We start from the raw sequence: 21,009 nt of genomic DNA, 5'->3' as shown, positions 1-21,009 counted from the left end.
TACAAGGTTTTTAAACCTTTTGATTTTTTAAGTTTATTGCTATTCAAAATACCTACACCATTTTATAAACCTTGCGAGAAATTCAACGTTGAAGATTGCAGTCCATTAGATTTTACCTCTAATTTCAAATCTCCAACCGTTGTTCCGGCTTGAATAATCACTTGACATTTTCCGTTGAATGTGCTTCTTTGCCATGCACCATCGGCACATTTATCAGGTTCATGAGAACTCGGATCACCATTACCTACGCCAATAATTTTAGCATCGCCAATTAGTTTGAAATAAACCATATTGTTAGCATTTGGAACTTCCCTTCCTTTATCATCAACAATGGAAATATTCACGACAACACCATCTTTACCGTCTGCCAAAACAGAAGATTTATCTGCAACCGCTATAACTGTTGTAGCGTAATTTGTGGTTTCAACTTTTGAAGTTAATTTCCTTCCGTTTTTATGCGCCACTGCTTCTAAAGTTCCTGGTTCGTAGATAACTTCCCATTGCAAATGGCTGTTTCTTGGCATTGTTTTTTTACCTAAACTTTTTCCGTTGAGGAATAATTCCACGTCATCTGCATTAGTATTTACCCAAACATCTATTGGTTTTCCTACTTTTTCTGGCCAATTCCAATGGGGTGAAATGTGCAAAATATCTTCGTTTGTCCACCAACTTTTATAGTAGTAGTAAATGTTTTTGGGGAAACCGCAAACATCTAAAATCCCGAAATGCGAACTGATATTTGGCCATTTATAAGGTGTTGGTTCACCACGATAATCAAATCCTGTCCATACAAAACCGCCAAGCCAATTGTCATTCTCGGCTGCCAATTTCCACCACGTTTCAGCTTTGCTTGCCCACCATGGATGCGTGATGTCTTGGTCGGGAACGTAAGCTCTGATTTCATCTTTTTCATAAATTCCACGAGTGGTTACTGTGCTTCCCATTTCGGTTCCGAGTAATGGTTGATTGGGATGATCCCGATGATAATCGGCAACGGCATATTCACGATAATTAAATCCACGAATTGGAATTACTTGATTCACACCTTTAAAATCATTTGCCATATCGGCTGCATAGGTTGCAGTTCGAGTTGGATCTAATTCCTCTTGAATGGCTAAAAGTGTTTGGGCGATGCGCTTTCCGTAATCGTTGCCTTGAATATTTTGTTCTTCATTTCCAATGGACCACAAAAAAACAGAAGCGTGATTTCTATCGCGTTTGATTAATCGTTTAAATTGGTCGATGTATTCTGGACTGCTGTTGAGTAAACGTTGTTCGTCAACCACTAACATTCCCAAACTATCACAAGCTTCTAAAAGTTCTGGAGTTGGTGCGTTATGACTAGCTCTGTAAGCATTGGAACCCATTTCTTTCAATAATTTTATCCGGTAATATTGCATAAAATCGGGCAAAGCACTTCCTATTCCGGCGTGGTCTTGATGGTTGTTGGTTCCTTGAATTTTGATTTTTTTCCCATTTAAGAAAAAACCTTCTTTGGCATCAAATTTTACTGTTTTAATTCCGAAACGGGTTTTCGTTTGATGCACAATTTGATTTCCCGATTTTACAACCGAAATAACTTTATACAAATAGGGATTTTCTAATGACCAAAGCGTAACGTTACTAAGGTTTACGTTTTGTTTGATTGTCGTTTTTCCGTTAACCGAAAGTGCGACTTTTTGTTCGGATGTTTTGCCAAGTTGTTTACCGTTTCTATCGGTAATTATGGAATAAACAACTGCTTTGGAAGGTCGTAAATTTTTATTTTCAACTTCAGTTTCAATAGTTACAGTGGCGTTTTTACCTTTTGTTTTTGAATGTACAAAAACGCCATCATTAGGGATGAAAACTTTATCGGTTACATTCAACCAAACGTGACGATAAATTCCGGCACCTTCATAAAACCAACCTTCATATTGCGTGGCATCTACTCGAATTACGATGACATTGTCGCCTTCAAAATTGACATAATCTGAAACATCGTACGAATTGCCAACATATCCACTAAAATTAGTTCCGACATAAAATCCGTTGAACCAAATTTCGGCATTTCTATAAATTCCGTCAAATTGAAGTTCGAAACGTTTTCCGTCGTCTTTTTTATCAACGGCAAAATGCTTTCTGTACCAACCAATACTCGTTTCTGGATAAGCTCCACCAACAGGTTTGTAGCCGTGACTGTCCATTTCAACTTGGTCAGATTTTACAAAAGGAAGTTCGACTACCCAATCGTGTGGCACATTGATTTTTTTCCAAGTAGTATCGATAAATTTTGGATTAACTATGGTCGTTGCAAACACATTTGACTTATGAAGCAAAGCTGTTTTTCCATAATCGAAATCTTTAGAGACATCGGCAGCATTTCCGAAATGAAATCTCCAATCTTCGTCTAGACTGATTTTCTTTTGTGAATTTGCTTGAAATCCAACGAATAAAAAAGAAATTAGAAAAGCGATTTTTGTTGGATGAAATATTGAAATTTTAGTCATAGTTTTTATTTTTTTGCCACAGATTTTCACAGATTAAACGGATTTTATTCTTCTTTAAAAGCATCTAAAGCAGGTGAAGGTTGACCGTTTGGAAGCCATGCACTTAAACTATAACCACTCCAGGATTTTGCTCCTTGTGGTTCCCAATACATCACTCCCAAACCTCTGTTATTCGGAACTTTTTTAACGGCTTCAATAGTGGCTTTTAGTAATTCGTAGGTGTTTTGAATTTTATCATCTTCACCTCCAACCTCAACAATCATTACATCTTTGTTGTAACGTTTTACCATGTCGTTAAGATTGAATTCTAAATCGGCAATGGTTTCAGAATAATCTTTTTTAATCCAATACGGATAGTATGAAAGTCCGATAATGTCGTATTTTACCTTTTGAGCCGTAGCATTATCAAAGAAGGTTCTGAATTTTGCATTGTTATTTCCTTCATCAACATGAACGATTACTTTAATTTTTTCATCCACTGCTTTTGTAGCTTCATAGCCTTTATTTAAAAGTTGACCAAGTTGATTCCAATTGTCTGTGCTTCCCTCTGGCCAAAGCATTCCGCCTGGAATTTCATTCCCAATTTGAACCCATTCTGGTGTTACACCTGCATTTTTTAAAGCCGAAATCACTTCAAAAGTGTGATTGTAAACATCGTTTAATAATTCTGAAAACGAATGTTTTTCCCAAGCTTTTGGTTTAAATTGCTTTGCTGGATCAGCCCACGAATCAGAATAATGAAAGTCAATCATCACACGCATTCCCATCTTTTTTGCCCGCAATGCCATAGCAACTGTCTCGTCTTTACTGCAATGGCCACTGGCTTTGTCATCATTTGGATTTACCCAAACACGAAGCCGAACCGAGTTCATTCCTCTATCTTTTAACAATTGTAAGCACTCTTTTTCGGTTCCGTCTTTGTCATAAAATTTATATCCTGTAGCTTCCATTTGAGGCAACCAACCTACATCGGCACCTTTTACAAAAGATGATTTAGAGCTTTTACAGGAAGTAAAATTTAATGACAATGTCAATAGCAATGACAATTTTAAAAAAGTTATTTTTCTCATTTTAATTTTGGCTAAAAGCATCCATAACTGGAAGCGCATTATTATTAAAATCCCAAAGTGCCTGATTTTCCCATGACGAACCATTGGTTGATTCTGTTCCCCGAAAAGCAACCCATTCGCCCCCCCAATAACAGAAACCTTGTCCAAATGAATTTTGTTTTACAAGATTTTTTATAGCTAAAACATAATTTTTTTGACCATCAGCTGTTGCAGGATAGATTGAAATTATTTGACTGTTTTGTCCAATAATATTATTAGTCCAATCGTTCCAACTGAGCGTAAATGGATAAGCTGTTTCCGCAATTATTACTTTCTTATTGTGTATTTGCCCTAAAGATGTAATTGTAGCATCCACATCTGATATATTTTTTCCATGCCAAATTGGATAATATGATAATCCTATATAATCATAATTAATTGAGCTTACTTTATTAAAAAACCATGAGGCTCCACTTCCAATTCCTGCATAATGCAACATAATTTTGGTAGTTGAAGACTTACTTCTAATAGCTGTACTTACCGTTGAAACTAATTCTAAAAACTGACTTTCATTTGTTGTTAATTTCCCTTTTGGCCAAAGCATTCCATCGTTGGTTTCATTTCCAATTTGGATAATATCTGGATTAATTTCTGTCATGATTTGATTGGTATAACTAGTAATAGCCGTTTTTAAATCACTAAAACTTAGGCCTTGCCATTCTGAAGGTGTTGTTTGATGAGCTGGGTCAGCCCAAGTATCAGAAAAATGAACTGTTAGCCAAACTTTGAAACCAGCATTTTTTGCTCTCGTTGACAAGGTTTTTACTTCATTAAAAGTTGATTGATTATCCGTTGGATTTTTCCAAAGGCGAATTCTGACCGTGTTACAACCTGCATTCTTGAGAGTTGTTAATGGATTTTGAGCTATCCCATTGTTTTTGTAAACTGTTCCTTCTCTTTCAATTAAAGGAATAAATGAAATGTCTACAGCACGGATGAAATCATCGGTTGGTGTCGGCGTTGGAGTTGTAGTGTCATCAGTAGAATCACTTGACGAACAAGCGACCAACACTAAACTTATAATTGAAATAAATATCTTTTGCATGGCTATAAATTTTCAAATTTAAATGTACTTTGATGATGATACGTTTCTCCTTTTTTCAAAACTGCACTCGGAAAGTTAGCATGATTTGGTGCGTCTGGAAAGTTCTGGGTTTCAAAACAAATTCCGCTCAATGAATGATAATTGGCACTTTCTTTACCTTTTATCTGGTTAAAACAATTTCCACCTACATAAATATGAACTGCAGGTTGATTGGTAAAAACCGACATTTTTAAGTTGTTTTTTTCGCTTAAAAGAATGGCCGATTCTGTTGAATTATCTTTTAAAACAAAAGTGTTGTCAATTTTAGTTGGACACTCTTTGAAGGAACTAAAATCGAATGGACTTCCAACTGTTTCTAAAAAAATCCCAGTTGGAATATTTTCAATAGAAGTCTCTAACATTTTTGACGCATTTACAAGTAGCTTTTGATTTACTATATCATTTGAATGACCGTCCAAATTAAAATAACTATGCTGTGTTAAATTGATGACGGTATCTTTTGTTGATTTTGCCATCATTTCTATTTTCAATTCGTTTTCTTCTGTCAAAGTATAGGTAATTTTTGTAATAAGTTCACCTGGAAAATTTTCTTCATTATTCTCACTCTTATATTGTAACGTTATTGAAGTATCAGAAACTGATATTACTTCCCAAAATACCATACTTAAACCTGAATTGCCCCCGTGAAGACTGTGCTCACCATGATTTTTATTAAGTTGAATTGATTTTCCATTCAACTCAAATTTAGCATTATTAATTCTTCCAGCATATCTGCCAACAATTGCTCCAAAATAGGGCGCACTAGGTAAATGGAACGAGTCAATATAATCTTGAAGATTTTCAAAACCTAAAACTACATCAACTATTTCATTAGTTTTAAGTGGAACTAGTAATGAAGTGATTGTAGCGCCAAAATTTATTACTTCGCATTGAAACCCATTTTTATTCAATAATGTATAACATAAGATTTCATCTCCATTTGGAAGAAAACCAAAAGATTTACCTTTTTTAAACCCGTTTAAGTGAGAATTAGAAACTTTTAGCATCGTATTTTTATTACTATTGCATCAAAAGTAAAAAAATTGACTACACAACCATACCAGTACCTACCAGTTTTTATGTAACTTGCCACCAGTTAATTCACTTTCTATGAAAATCATTACTATTGACACTACTTCTGGAATTCCAAAATACAAACAAATTGTTCTTTCCATAGAAATCGCAATTGCTGAGAATAGACTAAAAAAAAATGACAAACTTCCATCTGTAAATAAAATAAGTTTAGAATTTTCATTGTCGAGAGATACAGTACTATTAGCTTATGATGAACTTAAAAAACGTGGAATCATTTATGCTATTCTAGGAAAAGGATATTATGTAAAAAGTGTAGAGTTTAGTTTTGAGCAACGCATCTTTCTATTATTTGATGAATTAAATAGTTTTAAAGAGGATATCTATAATTCTTTTTTAGAAACAATGAATAATTCGGCTCAGGTTGACATCTTTTTTCATCACTTTAATATTAATATGTTTCGAAAATTGATAAATGAAGCCAATGGCAATTATTCCAAGTACATTATTATGCCTACCAATTTAATTGGTGCACCTGCTTTAATCAAAACGCTTCCCAATCAAGATGTATATATTTTAGACCAAACTAATTCTGATTTGAAAGACTATCCGTCTGTTCATCAAAATTTTGTAAAAGATATTTATGAAGCCATACTAAAGGGAAAATATCTTATTGATAAATACCAAAAACTTATCTTACTATTCCCAGGATTTCGCGAACCAGTAGGCATGAAAATTGGTTTTGAAAAATTTTGCGCCGATTTTGACATTAAGAATGAAGTCATTAATGGATTTGAGGATAGAGAAATCCAAAAAGGTGCTGTTTACATTATTCCGAATGATAGAGATTTAGTTCGTGTTATTGAAAAAGCTAAGCTACAACATTTAAAACTTGGAACTGATTTTGGAATCATTTCTTACAACGAAACCCCTTTAAAGAAAGTAGTAGAAAATGGCATTACAACAATATCCACAGATTTTATTGAAATGGGGAAAATTTTGGCACAAATGATTCTTTCAGGAAAGAAAGAACAGATAGAAAATAAAAGTGAGTTGATTATTCGGAAATCATTATAAAAAAAACCTCTGATTTCTCAGAGGTTTTTGTACCCGGAGCCGGAGTCGAACCGGCACGGTTTCCCACAGGTGTTTGAGACCAGCGCGTCTACCAATTCCGCCATCCGGGCTTAGCAGACGAAAAAAATTCAACTAAGAATTTCTAACGCAATGAATAAATAATTATCTGAATCAGAAACCACCTATCTTTTAACACGGTGCAAATGTAAAAAATAATATTACAATCTCTAAAAAAATACTCTAAATTTTCCTTTCAGAGTTCGATTTTATTCCTAAATTTGCACCTCGTAAAAACAACACACACTAACTAACTACAAAACAACACAGTACAATGTCACATCAAGAACCAGAAGCAAAAATATTTGCGTGTTCCCAAAGTGTATATTTAGCTGAACAAATAGCCAAAATTTATGGTGTTCCGCTAGGTAAAGTTACGTTCTCAAAATATAGTGATGGCGAATTTCAACCTTCTTATGAAGAATCGATAAGAGGATTACGAGTTTTTATTGTTTGTTCTACATTTCCAACAGCAGATAATCTAATGGAATTATTACTCATGATTGATGCTGCAAAAAGAGCATCGGCAAGACATGTAACAGCAGTAATTCCTTATTTTGGCTGGGCAAGACAGGACAGAAAAGACAAACCAAGGGTTCCAATTGGAGCAAAATTAGTTGCTAATTTGTTACAAGCTGCAGGTGCTACTCGTGTAATGACAATGGATTTACACGCTGACCAAATCCAAGGATTCTTTGAAAAACCAGTAGATCATCTTTTTGCTTCGACAATATTCTTGCCTTATGTAAAAAATTTGAACTTAGAAAATTTGACTATTGCATCCCCAGATATGGGTGGTTCCAAAAGAGCTTATGCCTATTCTAAATTCTTAGATTCGGATGTTGTAATCTGTTACAAACAAAGAAAAGTAGCCAATAAAGTAAGCTCAATGGAGTTAATTGGTGAAGTAAAAGGCAGAAATGTAGTTTTGGTCGACGACATGATAGACACAGGAGGAACATTAGCAAAAGCTGCTGATTTAATGATAGAAAAAGGAGCACTTAGTGTTCGTGCCATATGTACTCATCCTATTTTATCAGGTGATGCATACGAAAAAATAGAAAATTCGAAATTGAGCGAATTAATTGTTACCGACTCGATTCCGTTAAAGGCAGCCTCAAAAAAAATAAAAGTGGTGAGTTGTGCGCCCCTTTTTGCAGAAGTAATGTACATGGTACAACACAACAATTCCATCAGCAGTAAATTCCTGATGTAATTTAAAAAAGTATTTTTATTTATTAACTATATATTTTTACAATGAAATCGATTACGATTAAAGGATCAGAAAGAGAAAGCGTAGGTAAAGTTGCGACTAAAGCCTTACGTGATGCTGGATTGGTTCCTTGCGTGTTATACGGAGGAAATCAAGCAGTACATTTCTCAGCAGAAGAAATTGCATTCAAAAACTTGGTTTACACTCCAAACGCTCACACAGTTGTGATCGAATTGGGTAAAAACTCTTACAATGCTATCTTACAAGACATTCAAGTGCACCCTGTTAGTGACAGAATTTTACACATTGATTTCTTTCAATTAAATGAAAACAAAGAAATCATGATGGAAGTTCCTGTAAAGATTGTTGGAACTTCTCCTGGAGTTTTATTAGGAGGTGATTTACGACTAAATCAAAGAAGATTAAAAGTGAAAGCTTTGCCTAAAAATCTTCCTGATTATGTAGAGGCAAACATTTCTGAACTTCAAATGGGAAACAAATTGTATGTTACTAAAATTGAAACAAACAATTTCAAGTTAATGCACCCAGACAACACTGTGGTATGCCAAGTGAAGATTTCACGTGCTGCTATGAAAGCTGCTCAAGAAGCTGCAAAAGCTGCAAAAGCACCAGCAAAAGGAAAGAAAAAATAATTTTTCAAATCCGAATATCCAAAAGCATCCATTTTCAAATGGATGCTTTTTCATTTGTTCCCATTTCTGATTTTTGTATTATTTTTGCCTCATGATATATTGGCTAATTAAACATTTTTCTCCAAAAAAAGCCCAATACAATCCTGATTGTGTGAAACCGGAGGTTCACGAACCCAAAAACAACAATATAAAAAGCGTGAGTAATAAATTTCTAATCGTTGGTTTAGGCAATATAGGTGCCGAATATGTAAATACAAGACATAATATTGGATTTAAAATTTTAGATTTTTTTGCAAAAAAAGAAGCTATCTCTTTTGAAACAGTCAAATTAGGAAGTCTTGCCCAATTTAAATTTAAAGGACGAACTTTTTTTCTTTTAAAGCCAAATACCTACATGAATTTGAGTGGTAAAGCCGTTCAATATTGGATGGACAAAGAGAAAATTCCTTTGGAAAATTTGTTAGTTATAACAGATGACCTTAACATCCCTTTTGGCACATTACGAATTAAGCCTAAAGGAAGTGATGGTGGTCACAATGGATTAAAAAATATCAATCTCATCTTAAATACTCAAAACTACAGCCGATTTCGTTTTGGAATTAGTGATGAATTTAAAAAAGGCAAGCAAATAGATTATGTTCTTGGCGAATGGAATGAGATGGAAGAATCAAAACTACCTGAGCGATTAGAGTTAGCCTCAGAAATTATAAAATCTTTTGGAACATCTGGTTTAGAAAATACAATGACAACATTTAACGGAAAATGAAAAAGGAGGCAATTGCCTCCTTTTTCATTTTCTAAGTCTAATTATTCTACTATAATTTTCTTGACAACTTTATTCTCCCCGCCTTTGATGGTTGCTAAATAAATCCCGTTTTGCACAGCATCTAATTGTATATTTTCACGGAACATTCCAGTATTAGAATATTTCTTTTCAAAAACCGATCTTCCTCTCAAATCATGAATCGTTATTTCGATGGTATTTGTAGACGAAGAATCAAATTGTACTGTAAAACTTCCTTTATTAGGATTTGGATACAAACTAAAATTAGTAAAATTAAAATCTTTATTGGATAAAGTAGAAATAGCAAATCCTTTTGAATTAACAGCATAATACACATTCCCTGTTGGCTCAATTAATATTCTACAGTTATTTGCTGCTGTGGGAATTGAAGGAACGGTAATTACTTCGCTCCCATCATTAAGAACATTTGAAGCTAAGACATAAGGAAAACTATTCCCTCCATCAATCGACAATTTAATGTTCACATTTGCAGACCCTGGTAATGAAGTAACATTATTTACATCCCATGTAATGGTTTGTGATGTCCCTTTATTCCATGTAATTCCAGCTGTGCTTTGAGAAGTAACCTTAAATGGTCCTGCGCCTGTTGGAGCAGTAGAAGCATTGTATGGTGCCCTAGAAGTTATATTCACTTCATCAGTCCCTGTTTGTGAACCTTTTGGATTATTATCTCTAACCGTTAAAGTAAATTTTAGCGTTCTTGAAACCGTTGAAATTGATTCCCATGTAGATGTTAACCTACCTGATAAAACCTTCGAGAATTCAGGCAAATATCTATCAGGAGAATTTGTTGGCGAAAATGACCTAAAAACAGGTCCTGATGGCTTTGTTGCCGATGCTATACTACTAGACCCCGATTGAGAACCTGTAGCAGAATTATTTTGCTCCCAACAATATGTTAGAGTGTCTCCATCAACATCAGAAGCTGATCCTTTGAGAATATAAGCTGTTCCTGCTGGCACACTAAAATCCAATCCAGCATTTACAACTGGAGGTGAATTCGTTATTGGTGTGCTTACAGGACATGTTTTAGTTGCTAAGTTGTTTTGAATTTGCAAAATACTTCTGTAGGTAAAATAAGGATCAGAATTGTCTTGAATATTGAGGCTAACGGGATCTGCTACACCCGCATAACCCATAATTGTTGTTCCGCTACCAGGCTCCACTTGAACCCCAGTACTTTCATTCTCGTAAGAAAATGTATGATTAGCTCCCAACTGGTGTCCCATTTCATGAGCTACATAGTCTATATCAAACGAATCTCCCTCAGGCACATCATCTGATGGAGAAGTAAAACCGCTACCTTTTGTCTCAGAATTGATTCCGTCGTCGTCGTCACATACACATCCTATACAGCCTGCATTTCCACCACCTCCTGATGCTCCAAAAAGATGACCTATATCGTAAACTTCGTTGCCTAAAACATTTGTTAGATTATTTTGCAATTCTGAATTCCATGCCCCATCAGAACCTGTCGTAGCATTAGAATAAGGATCTGTATTTGCATTTGTGTATATTACTAAATCATTATTTGAAATTAAATTAAGGTGAACTGCTAAATCCCTTTCATACACTCCGTTAACTCTAGTCATCGTAGCGTTCATTGCAGCTAAAGCCTCTTCTTTACCTCCAAAGTAGGCTCCATATTCACCTGTACAAGACAGTGCTAGTCGCAATGTTTTATATGACCGATTATTCGCCCTATTAGTTAGTTGTGTTCTTTTTAAAACATCTTGATCTAAATTTTTATCAATAGTTTTACAAACGAAAGGTAATTTTCCTGGAATTCTTGTTTTAGAATCAAAAAGAACATATAAATCTCCCTCTTTTGATGCAGACTCTATAAATTCTGAACTATTATCGGCTTTTAACACCATTGTTTGAATTCCTCTTGGAGACAAACTAAAGTTGACAGTCGTTGCCTTATTAGAAGTACTTCTACCCACATAAGCTCTAATATTGGGATACTTTTGTTGCAATTCAGGTGCAAAATTAGAATTCTCCCATACTTGATAGGCCTCCAATCCTCCATCAATTGTAGGAAATTCAACAATCACACCAGACAATCCAGAACGCTGAGTCTTTATGGCACTTAATTTCTTTTTTAAAACCTCTACATCTAATGTGTAAAATTGTTGCTTCTCTGAATAAACTGTTTTTTTTATCCTTTCTAATTTATGGGCTCTTTCCTGCGAAACCTTATTCCATATGGCTTTTTCTTGAGCATTCGTTTGTGCAAAAAAAAGCACAATTGTGAATAATAGTAGTGACTTTTTCATTTAAAAATTTTAAAATAATAGCTTGTAAAAATAAGATTATTTTTCAGCTTCAGAAGAACAGTTTTACATATTTAACAATAATTTTAAACTTTATTGACGATTACTGCAATTATTCTTATCTTTTACTTTTACTAAAATTAAACTGTATCCCAAATTATTAAATATCGAATTGTTCACCTAAATTTGCGCTTTCATAAATTATGATTTTGAAGATTTTTCAGTCCATAGATTCATTTCGCAGTAGTAATAAAAACATTATTACAATTGGCACTTTTGATGGTGTTCATATAGGTCATCAAAAAATAATTGAACAGCTTATTGACAATGCCAAGAAAGAATGTTGTGAAAGTCTAATTCTTACTTTTTTTCCACATCCTAGAATGGTTTTACAAGAAAAATCAGAAATACAACTTTTAAACACTATTGATGAACGTGCAGAATTATTGGAAAAATTAGGCCTAGACAATTTAATTATTCATCCATTTGACAAAACATTTTCGAGACTGAGTGCTGAAGAATTTGTGAAAGACATTCTTGTTGACAAACTTAATATTAAAAAAATAGTGATTGGTCACGATCACCGTTTCGGTAGAAATCGTACGGCAGATATTAATGATTTAATTTTTTATGGAGAAAAATATGATTTTGAAGTACAACAAATATCAGCACAAGAAGTCCAAGAAGTGTCTGTAAGTTCTACTAAGATTAGAAAAGCCATAGAAGATGGAAATATTGTTCTGGCCAATAAATACCTTGGATACGAATATTTTTTTACTGGGATTGTTCAAAAAGGGAAACAACTAGGACGTACTATAGGATTTCCTACAGCCAATTTAAAAATTCCTGAAAACTATAAACTCATTCCAAAAAATGGAGTTTATATTGTAAAAAGTGATTTTCAAGACAAAACAGTATTTGGAATTATGAATATTGGCACTAACCCCACGGTAGAAGGCAAAAATCTTTCCATTGAAGTTTACTATTTGAATCATGAGTCTAATCTTTACGGAGAAAAAATTAAGGTCTCCATTTTAGATTACATACGCGAAGAAAAAAAATTCGAATCCGTTAGTTTACTCAAACAGCAACTAGAAAAAGATGTGGCAACGGCAATTTCGTATCTAGATACAATTTAATTCTAAAAACTTTCATTTATTTGTACCGCTTTGAGTTATTTTTTGTAACTTCGGTAAGCTATAGTATTGCTTATCAGTTATTTCTATTCAACTTAAAAAAAGCATTATGAAACTACCAAAAGAATTAACCAATGGATTTCTTATCTTTTTAGGAATTAGTTTGTATTTTTTAGCAATGAATTTATTAGGTCTGGCGAGTTTGCCATATTTAAGACTTTTTAATATTCTATTCGTATTTTATGGCGTAAATAAAACCATAAAAATGAATTTAGCTGAAGGCGAAAAAAACTTTGTTGCTGACGCCACTTCTGCTATGTTTACTTCAGTGATTGGTATTGTCCTTAGTGTGCTAGGATTACTCATTTTTAGCTATGTAAAAGGAGGAGATTCGTATATTCAATCTTTATCAGAATCATTTTTGTTTGGGGGCAATCCCTCAATTAACAGTTATTGTATTAGTTTATTTTTTGAAGGCATTGCCTCATCAGTAATTGTTGTTCTACTTTTGATGCTGTATTGGAACAATCGTCATAGTAGTGATTAAGTCTTATCCAAAAAATTAAATTGTCTCTTTTTTAGGCATTCAAACATTGTTAATTCACAACTATTTGACTACTTTTGAAGCATTATAAAAATGTCTACATGAGTATTACAAAGCACAATTGGACCAAAGAAGAAATTATTTCTATTTACAACAAACCCTTAATGGATTTGCTTTACGAAGCAGCTACTATTCATAGAGAACATCATAATCCAAATGTAGTTCAAGTTTCTACATTACTATCGATAAAAACAGGTGGATGTCCTGAAGATTGCGGCTATTGTCCACAAGCTGCAAGGTATCATACTAATATTGAAGGCAATGATTTGATGTCTGTAAGTCAAGTTAAAGCACAAGCATTAAGAGCAAAATCTAGTGGCTCTTCTAGAGTTTGTATGGGTGCAGCATGGAGAAATGTAAAAGATGGTCCTGAATTTGACCAAGTATTAGAAATGGTTAGAACCATCAATAAACTGGACATGGAAGTATGTTGTACACTAGGTATGATTACTGAAAATCAAGCTCAGCGTTTAGCCGAGGCGGGTTTATATGCCTACAATCATAATTTAGATACCTCAGAGGAATATTATAAAGAAATTATCTCTACTAGAGGATTTGAAGACCGAATTCAAACCATAGAAAATGTTCGCAAAACCAATGTAACCGTATGTAGCGGTGGAATTATTGGAATGGGTGAATCTATTGAAGACCGAGCAGGTATGTTAGTCGCTCTTTCTACTTTGAATCCTCAACCAGAATCGGTACCTATTAATGCTTTAGTAGCAGTAGAAGGCACTCCTCTTGAAGAAGAACAACCTGTTGAAATTTGGGAAATGATTCGTATGGTAGCGACCACTCGAATTGTTATGCCAGAAACACAAGTGCGCCTCTCGGCAGGAAGAATGAATATGAGTCGTGAAGGACAAGCCATGTGCTTCTTTGCCGGAGCAAATTCAATATTTGCTGGTGACAAGTTGTTGACTACCCCTAATCCTGATGTAAACGAAGATATGAAGATGTTTGAATTGTTAGGATTAGAACCTCAAAAACCTTTTATCAAATTAATGCAACCCACAACTGTGGAAGCTGAAGATTCTAAATTTTCACCGTTAGGAGAAAAACCAAAATGGTCCAGACCGGGACATACAATCGAAAGAAACTTAGAAGCTTCTATAAAAGAAAAATAGTTATTTTGAAAAACAAAAAACCCGTAATTTGATCATTACGGGTTTTTTTTATTTTATTAGAGGATTATCTTCTTAGTAATTTCTTGTCCATTTTCTAAGAGGATTTTTACGACTAAAGCCTGCCTATTTAAAATCAAATCTTTGATAGATAGTTCCATCGCATTGATATTACTTTTCGTATATATTCCTCTACCTAAAACATCATATACCTCAACTTTCTTAATCGCTTCAATAGTAGAAATAATTTTAACTTCTCCTTTATTTACAGCTACAACAACACTATTACTTGCGTCTTTAAAATGAGTAGTTCCAAGGGATCTATTTTTATTAGTATAACGTAAAACAAATCGATTGTCAAATCTTCCTGCAACGCTTTCAAATGTATACGGATCTTTTCTTAAATCATGTATAACATCGAGTACTTTATCTTCGATATATATATCCTGATTCTTATTTTCAAACAGTCCATCAACATATGCAATCGCTATTTTATATGTGCCTAAAGTCGAAGTTGTATTTCCTGCTTTTAATGGAATACTTACACCTAACGGAACACGATCGTCTTTATCAAATGGTAAAGCTCTTGCTTGTATGATTTGTGACTCATTTTGAATTAACGAGTAAATATTCATATTTGAATCAACGGTTACTTTGGCATCAAACATTCTGTCTTTGTCTAGGGTAGCTCCTTGAACATAACCCACTAAAGTTCTTACTGACGCATTTTTATCATCTAAAATATCCAGCCAAATTCTGTTTTTTTCATTCAAATTTGATTTTCTGTAAAATACACTATTGTTGAATATTGTCCCAAGAGTTGCATCTCTTCTCATTGAATTATTGAAGATTACATTTTCAGATGTTGATGCTGAACTATGATTCATGGTTACAAAAAAACCTTGTCCAGAGGCAATCGCATAATCCCCAGGTCCTGATGAAATTCCTGTGTAATTTACATATAGGTAATCTGTTACGGAATAAGTGTAACCAAACGAATTATAAAAAGATTGTCCATTGAAAAGAGAACTTTGAATAGGGGTTCCGTGGGTCCACAATCGAATATGACCTGCAAGATTTGTATTTAGCGCTAAAAATTTTTGTACATCAACTGCTGAAGGGTATGGATTGCCTAATAAATTATAATTATCGTCGTCTTTAACCACCGTTAATGTAGTTGAACCTGAGAGATAAGTGTAACTGGCACCATCATATGTACTTCTTTCAACACCAACAGGAATAATGCCGTTATTTGGTAAATTATTTGGCGCTGCATTTGTAAATGTAGCTGTAGGGTTTGTATAAGGTCCTCGAATAATATATCCTTTCCCTTTTTCCATAACTTCGTTTGCTGGAGTAGCTAACCATCCTCCAAAATTACTTGCATAGGCTCTAGGAATTGTTGGTATCCATTTGTATCGTAACCAAGAACTTGGATTTACATTTCCAACCTGAAAATTAGAAATAGGAGATGACCAATACACATAATCCGTTGTTCTTGCTACAGTAGCCGTGCGCTCCATTACAAAATTCCCTGTGCCTGAATTGACTCCAAAATCATCTATTTGAACTAAACTTCCACCACTTTTTACAGTTAAATTTCCATTTAATGTTAAATCATACTGAATATTAATATAATTAGTTGGGGCAATAGTAGCAGTAAATCCATTATTGACTACCAAACTACACGCGTCAAAACTTCCATTAATAGATGTGTCATAGTTAGCATTAATTATTGCTAACTTACCGATTGATGGTGTAGTTACAACATTATTAGAATCTCTCCAATCGGTTCCATTCCATGTTATTGCTCCTGATATTTTAGTTGCTTTAGAAGCAATAAAGCACGTAGCTAAAATTTCTCTAACTTGACAATAATATTGATAATTAATGACACTAGATACATTTGAAATAGATAAAATTGGAGATGTAGCTCCCGAAAAGACTCCAGAATTTGATAAGGGAGTCCAATTGGTATCTCCAGAATTTGAGTAATACCATTGATAAGCTAATGAGTTTCCGCCAGGAAAACCTTCACTTCCTGTAACTGATATTGTTGCAGACTTGCATGTGGGATTTGCTACAATGGGTGTAGTTACCGTGGGAGGAGTTCCTCCGGGGAATATAAATTTACCTATATCGCTATAATTGTTATTTAAACAAGAAGATCCTGCGTAATCAGAAATATCCCAATCAGCATTACTATATGTTGATTTTGGTACAGTAACACTAGTTTTTCTTTTAAAATTTGAACCGTCAGTTCCTAAAGTTGCTATTAATGATGCCGCCCAATTTGCATCACCATAAACACCCCAGCTATCAATTAAGGACCCGCTTTTATATAGACCTATAAAGTCGTTCTTTGTAGATTCCATATTAATCGATCCTGCTCCACTAGTTTGATTGGCATATGACCCATCTCCTCCAGGAACACTACATGCACTCGCAGCTCCAACCCCTAAACCCACTACGTAAATTCCGCCAGGGGCTAAATCAACATTGTTTAAATTAACAGTATTAGAAAAGCTAGAAAGTCCATTATTTGCAGTTCTGATAGAATATGCTGATAAATTTATTGTAGCACTAGTACCATTGTATAGCTCTACATAAGATAACGAACCTGTATTAGAATCCGTCAATTCGCTAATAAATAAATCAGAACTCCCTCCTTGACATGTTGCTCTATCTTCTGTAATTATGGTAAAGGGAATATAGGCGTTGCATGGAGTAGTATCTATTACGGTTATATTACCAGTGGTAGCTCCAACTGGAACGATTGCAACAATTTTGCTAGCGCTACTCGAAATGACCGTTGCAGATATTCCATTAAATTTTACGGCCGCTCCAGATAGATTGCCTGTACTTGCCGTTATCGTAACTTCAGTTCCAACAGGTCCTGATGTAGGAGAAATACTTGATAAAACTGCAGCAGTACAAGGTGGAGGAACTATTGTTAAAGTATTTCCAATAGCATTACCTGTTGGCAATCCTAATGGCAAAATTGTTGTGTTTAAATCACTACTAAATGATATACTCCCTTTGATAGTATTACCATTTACAGCACCTGCAGAAATGTCAGCAACCATCAAATAGTTTCTAGTTGTTAATAGTCCTGTTTGTCCAGTCAATGTAAACACCATACTAGGAGCAAGAGCAATACCAGCTCCTGAAACGGATGTTTCACCGCCATCTATAATTCCATTGGCATTTGCATCATAAATTATTCGAATATTTGAAATATCACTAGATGTCGCAGTTCCTGCTTTTGTTATTGTAACTGAATTCAAATTGTAGTTAGTAACACAGTTGGGGGTAGTTGTAAACCCCATAATTACAACGTTGTTAGTATTTACAGTAATATTTCCAGTTATAGGACTTCCCGTATTGTTAATGTTGAGGACACCATCAGTTGTAACCTGTGCTGTAAAAGATGAAGTCTCTGCCGCAACATTCCAAGCTAAAACTCTCAAATAATATATAGTGCCCGCTGTTAAGGAACTTGTTATTGTTTCTGTTGAAGTATTTCCATTGGAATTATCTAAATAAGATGTGGAAGCAGGACAAGAACCTGAATATAGCTCTATATCCATATCTCCTGAGAAACTCGAAACGTTTATATTATGAGTCCCTGAGCATGATGGAGTAAAACTAAACCAAACATCTTTTTTTGTAAAAGGAGCAGTAGTTGTTGAGCCAGTCATATTGTATGTAGTTGCTGGAGCTCCAATAGTTAAATTTGTTGCATAAGCACATAAATCATATGTTAATACTGTGTAGGCAATTGTAGCGGTACATCCAAGAGCATTTGTAGTAACCAGATTTCCTGTGGTAGCGCCTGATGGAATAGTAACAACCATTTGAGCAGCTGATGTTGAAACAATTGAGGCCGTAACACCATTAAAAGTAGCTGATGCTCCTGATAAATTATTCAAAGTGCTATTTGTTGAGGTAATTGTTACTGTAGTTCCAACTGTTCCCGAAGAGGGAGAAACGGTGTTTGATGTTGTAGGACAATTGCCAGTTCCTTGAATCATAAAAGTATATGAACCTTCATCACTATCATTATTTGTTATTGTTACTATTGCTGTTCTAACGCCAATACCTACTGGGGTAAAATCTATTGAAAAAAGAACCATTCCATTTGGAGGTGCAATACCAAAAGGAGTAGTAGCAACAATATTAAAATCTCCGGGATTTGTACCTGATAAAGATATAGATGTTACATTTAAAGTGTCTCCTCCAATATTTTGAATTCTAAATCCTTTGTTTTGAGTAGCTCCAACCACCTGTGCAGCAAATAAAGTATTGTCTAATGCAGAAGGAGTTATATCTCCGCTTGTAATATCTGGAAAAGTCCCTGTGTTTCCCTCAACATTGATTTCTGGAACTCCGGTAATTATATTTTGATTTTGATTTACTGAAATTGCTGCAGCATAATTAGTATTTCCCACCTGAGATGCTGTAATTGTTGTTGACCCTATGCTTAACATAGTTACAACATTTCCAGAAATTGTTGCTACTGCTGTATTAGAACTTGTATAAGTTATTGTCAATCCTGCTGATGATGTTGCTGACAATGTAAATGTAGTTCCGCTTAACATTTGGTCAGGTAAAGATGCAAATGTTATGGTTTGCGGGGCTTGGGTAATATTTGCCGTGAGACCTGTTGGTTGTGAAACAGAATAATTTGAAGCTTGTGCACCAGTGATCGTATAGCCAGTAACTGTAACAACTTTGCCTGCCCCGACAGTCGCTGTTGAAAAACTCGCACTCGGTGTTCCCGAAATGTTCACAACGTCAGACCCAACAATACCAGATAAAGTTGCTGTCCCCGTTAATGTTGCAGCTGTAGTACCATCATAAACCTTATTAGCAGCTGTTAATCCTGTTATTGTTAATGGTTTTACTGTGATACTTCTATTTGTTACTGTGGGCTGTGTTACTGTATATTTTGCTGCATCTGCTCCAGAAAGAGAATATCCAGTAACTGTAATTACAAGTGAAGTTCCAACATTAGATTGTGAGTAATTCGCAGTTGGGCTTCCTGAAATAGTAACAACATCTGAGCCAACAAGTCCTCCAGACAAAGTCGCTGTGCCACCTAATGTTGCAGTTGTGGTTCCATCATAAACCTTATTTGCAGATGTCAATCCCGTTATGGTGAGAGGCTTTGGAGTTATTACAAAATCTTTGGATATAGATGTACTTGTTCCTATTCCATTAGTTGCAGTTATGGTTGTAGTATATGTACCCACTACTGTCGGAGTGCCAGAAATTAATCCGGTTGTAGTATTGATAGTTAAACCCGCAGGCAATCCTGAGGCCGCATAACTGGTTGGACAATTTGTTGCTGTAATTTGATAATTTGTTATCGCAGTTCCATAAACTGAAGATTGTGAAGCAGAACTACTAGTTATTGTTGGAGATAATATAATTGGCGTAACAACACCTTGCACTTTAAAATCATCAACAACCCATCTCTCATTTGAGTCATCAGATATTGTGATTCTAATTTTCAAAAGTGATACTGAAGGTAAACCAGTAATATTTACAGTTGAATACCCATCTGTAGTTCTACTTCCCCCTCCAGCTGGCTGAATATCGACTGGTGTTACATTTCCATCATAGGCGGTAGACGCAACTCCAGTTCCAGTAGAATATGCCCAATAAGCATTAGAGTTTCCCAATATTCTCAGTGTACTATACCAATTTGCTCCGTCATCAGGACTAACTTCAATTGTGACTATATCTCCAGAATCCAAACCATTAGTTGTTGAACCAATTGAAAAGGCAGTTAACCTTAGAGACATAGTAACTGAACTATGTCCACATGTTGAAAAAGAACTTGAAGTCAAAGTTGAAGTACCACTTGTTATCCCGTATCCATGCGTTCCCTCAATCGCAAAAGGAGATGAAGCAGGTCTATCTCCTGCTGCAGAATTTCCAGTGTAGTAAGTTCCGCCTGTTAAGGTAAAAAGGGATGTGCTATTATTTAATCCATCAGATACAATTGTAACCTGCCCCCGACTCGATATAGAAAAAAATAGTGTTAATAAAAGTAATTTTATTTTCATTTTATGATATGCTATTTTACACAACAAATAGTTGTTTTCTTATTTTATATATAACAACCATACATAGTAAATACCCTCACTTTTGTACGCACAAAACAAGGTGAAGAATATCAGCACATTTGGGACTAACAAAATTATACTTAATTTACTTAATTTCAGCTATTTTGTTTTATTAAATTATTAACAAATGTGTTAAAATCACTCTCGTTTTTAAAATTTAAATTAACAAAACAAGTTAATCTTATTTCATTTTTAAATATTTTATAAGAAATCTTA

General features: G+C 34.6%; 13 protein-coding genes and 1 tRNA gene. 7 read left to right on the top strand and 7 right to left on the bottom strand.

The window, feature by feature from the left end; all coding sequences use genetic code 11:
* Positions 1-62: 62 nt before the first annotated feature.
* The 4 genes from galA to AC23L6_RS00955 are packed head-to-tail and all read right to left on the bottom strand — an operon-like array spanning position 63 to position 5,689.
* On the bottom strand, positions 63-2,489 hold the full coding sequence (gene galA / locus AC23L6_RS00970) for a beta-galactosidase GalA (protein WP_487560423.1): 2,427 nt from the start codon (positions 2,487-2,489) through the stop codon (positions 63-65).
* A gap of 44 nt (positions 2,490-2,533) precedes the next feature.
* On the bottom strand, positions 2,534-3,559 hold the full coding sequence (locus AC23L6_RS00965; RefSeq protein WP_487560422.1) for a glycoside hydrolase family 53 protein: 1,026 nt from the start codon (positions 3,557-3,559) through the stop codon (positions 2,534-2,536).
* Position 3,560: 1 nt separating this feature from the next.
* Positions 3,561-4,643, bottom strand: a complete 1,083-nt coding sequence (locus AC23L6_RS00960; RefSeq protein WP_487560421.1) for a glycoside hydrolase family 53 protein — start codon at positions 4,641-4,643, stop codon at positions 3,561-3,563.
* Between the two features lie 2 nt (positions 4,644-4,645).
* Positions 4,646-5,689, bottom strand: a complete 1,044-nt coding sequence (locus AC23L6_RS00955; RefSeq protein WP_487560420.1) for an aldose epimerase family protein — start codon at positions 5,687-5,689, stop codon at positions 4,646-4,648.
* A 103-nt stretch (positions 5,690-5,792) separates the two neighbouring features.
* Here AC23L6_RS00955 and AC23L6_RS00950 point away from each other — a divergent pair, with 103 nt between their 5' ends.
* Complete coding sequence (locus AC23L6_RS00950; protein ID WP_487560419.1) at positions 5,793-6,791, top strand: GntR family transcriptional regulator; 999 nt, start codon at positions 5,793-5,795, stop codon at positions 6,789-6,791.
* Positions 6,792-6,821: 30 nt separating this feature from the next.
* Here AC23L6_RS00950 and AC23L6_RS00945 read toward each other — a convergent pair.
* A tRNA-Leu gene (locus AC23L6_RS00945) sits at positions 6,822-6,901 on the bottom strand.
* Positions 6,902-7,122: 221 nt separating this feature from the next.
* Between AC23L6_RS00945 and AC23L6_RS00940 the strand changes: the two genes are divergently transcribed.
* The 3 genes from AC23L6_RS00940 (at position 7,123) to pth (ending at position 9,480) form a co-directional block, all read left to right on the top strand.
* Positions 7,123-8,064, top strand: a complete 942-nt coding sequence (locus AC23L6_RS00940) for a ribose-phosphate pyrophosphokinase (protein ID WP_487560418.1) — start codon at positions 7,123-7,125, stop codon at positions 8,062-8,064.
* 41 nt (positions 8,065-8,105) lie between these two features.
* Positions 8,106-8,714, top strand: a complete 609-nt coding sequence (locus tag AC23L6_RS00935) for a 50S ribosomal protein L25/general stress protein Ctc (RefSeq protein ID WP_487560417.1) — start codon at positions 8,106-8,108, stop codon at positions 8,712-8,714.
* Positions 8,715-8,805: 91 nt separating this feature from the next.
* Entirely contained in the window at positions 8,806-9,480 is a 675-nt protein-coding gene (gene pth, locus AC23L6_RS00930; RefSeq protein ID WP_487560416.1) for an aminoacyl-tRNA hydrolase, read from the top strand.
* Between the two features lie 41 nt (positions 9,481-9,521).
* On the opposite strand, the gene AC23L6_RS00925 is transcribed toward pth, so the two are convergent.
* A complete protein-coding gene (locus tag AC23L6_RS00925) occupies positions 9,522-11,798 on the bottom strand; it encodes a zinc-dependent metalloprotease (RefSeq protein ID WP_487560415.1) in 2,277 nt (758 codons plus the stop codon).
* Positions 11,799-12,004: 206 nt separating this feature from the next.
* Between AC23L6_RS00925 and AC23L6_RS00920 the strand changes: the two genes are divergently transcribed.
* The 3 genes from AC23L6_RS00920 to bioB all read left to right on the top strand — a co-directional run bounded on the left by AC23L6_RS00920 (position 12,005) and on the right by bioB (position 14,662).
* On the top strand, positions 12,005-12,934 hold the full coding sequence (locus AC23L6_RS00920; RefSeq protein ID WP_487560878.1) for a bifunctional riboflavin kinase/FAD synthetase: 930 nt from the start codon (positions 12,005-12,007) through the stop codon (positions 12,932-12,934).
* Positions 12,935-13,040: 106 nt separating this feature from the next.
* Entirely contained in the window at positions 13,041-13,478 is a 438-nt protein-coding gene (locus tag AC23L6_RS00915) for a hypothetical protein (RefSeq protein ID WP_487560414.1), read from the top strand.
* Between the two features lie 98 nt (positions 13,479-13,576).
* Positions 13,577-14,662 carry a biotin synthase BioB gene (bioB, locus tag AC23L6_RS00910; RefSeq protein ID WP_487560413.1) on the top strand — a complete coding sequence of 362 codons (1,086 nt, stop codon included), beginning with the start codon at positions 13,577-13,579 and terminating at the stop codon, positions 14,660-14,662.
* A 56-nt stretch (positions 14,663-14,718) separates the two neighbouring features.
* Here bioB and AC23L6_RS00905 read toward each other — a convergent pair whose 3' ends face one another.
* Positions 14,719-20,733 (bottom strand): YDG domain-containing protein, encoded by a 6,015-nt coding sequence (locus AC23L6_RS00905; protein ID WP_487560412.1) that lies wholly within the window; start codon positions 20,731-20,733, stop codon positions 14,719-14,721.
* Positions 20,734-21,009: the final 276 nt, after the last annotated feature.

The organism is Flavobacterium sp. R1_16, from assembly GCF_057652095.1.
The sequence above is the reverse complement of the archived record's forward strand: the minus strand, read 5'-3'. Positions and strand labels throughout refer to the sequence as shown.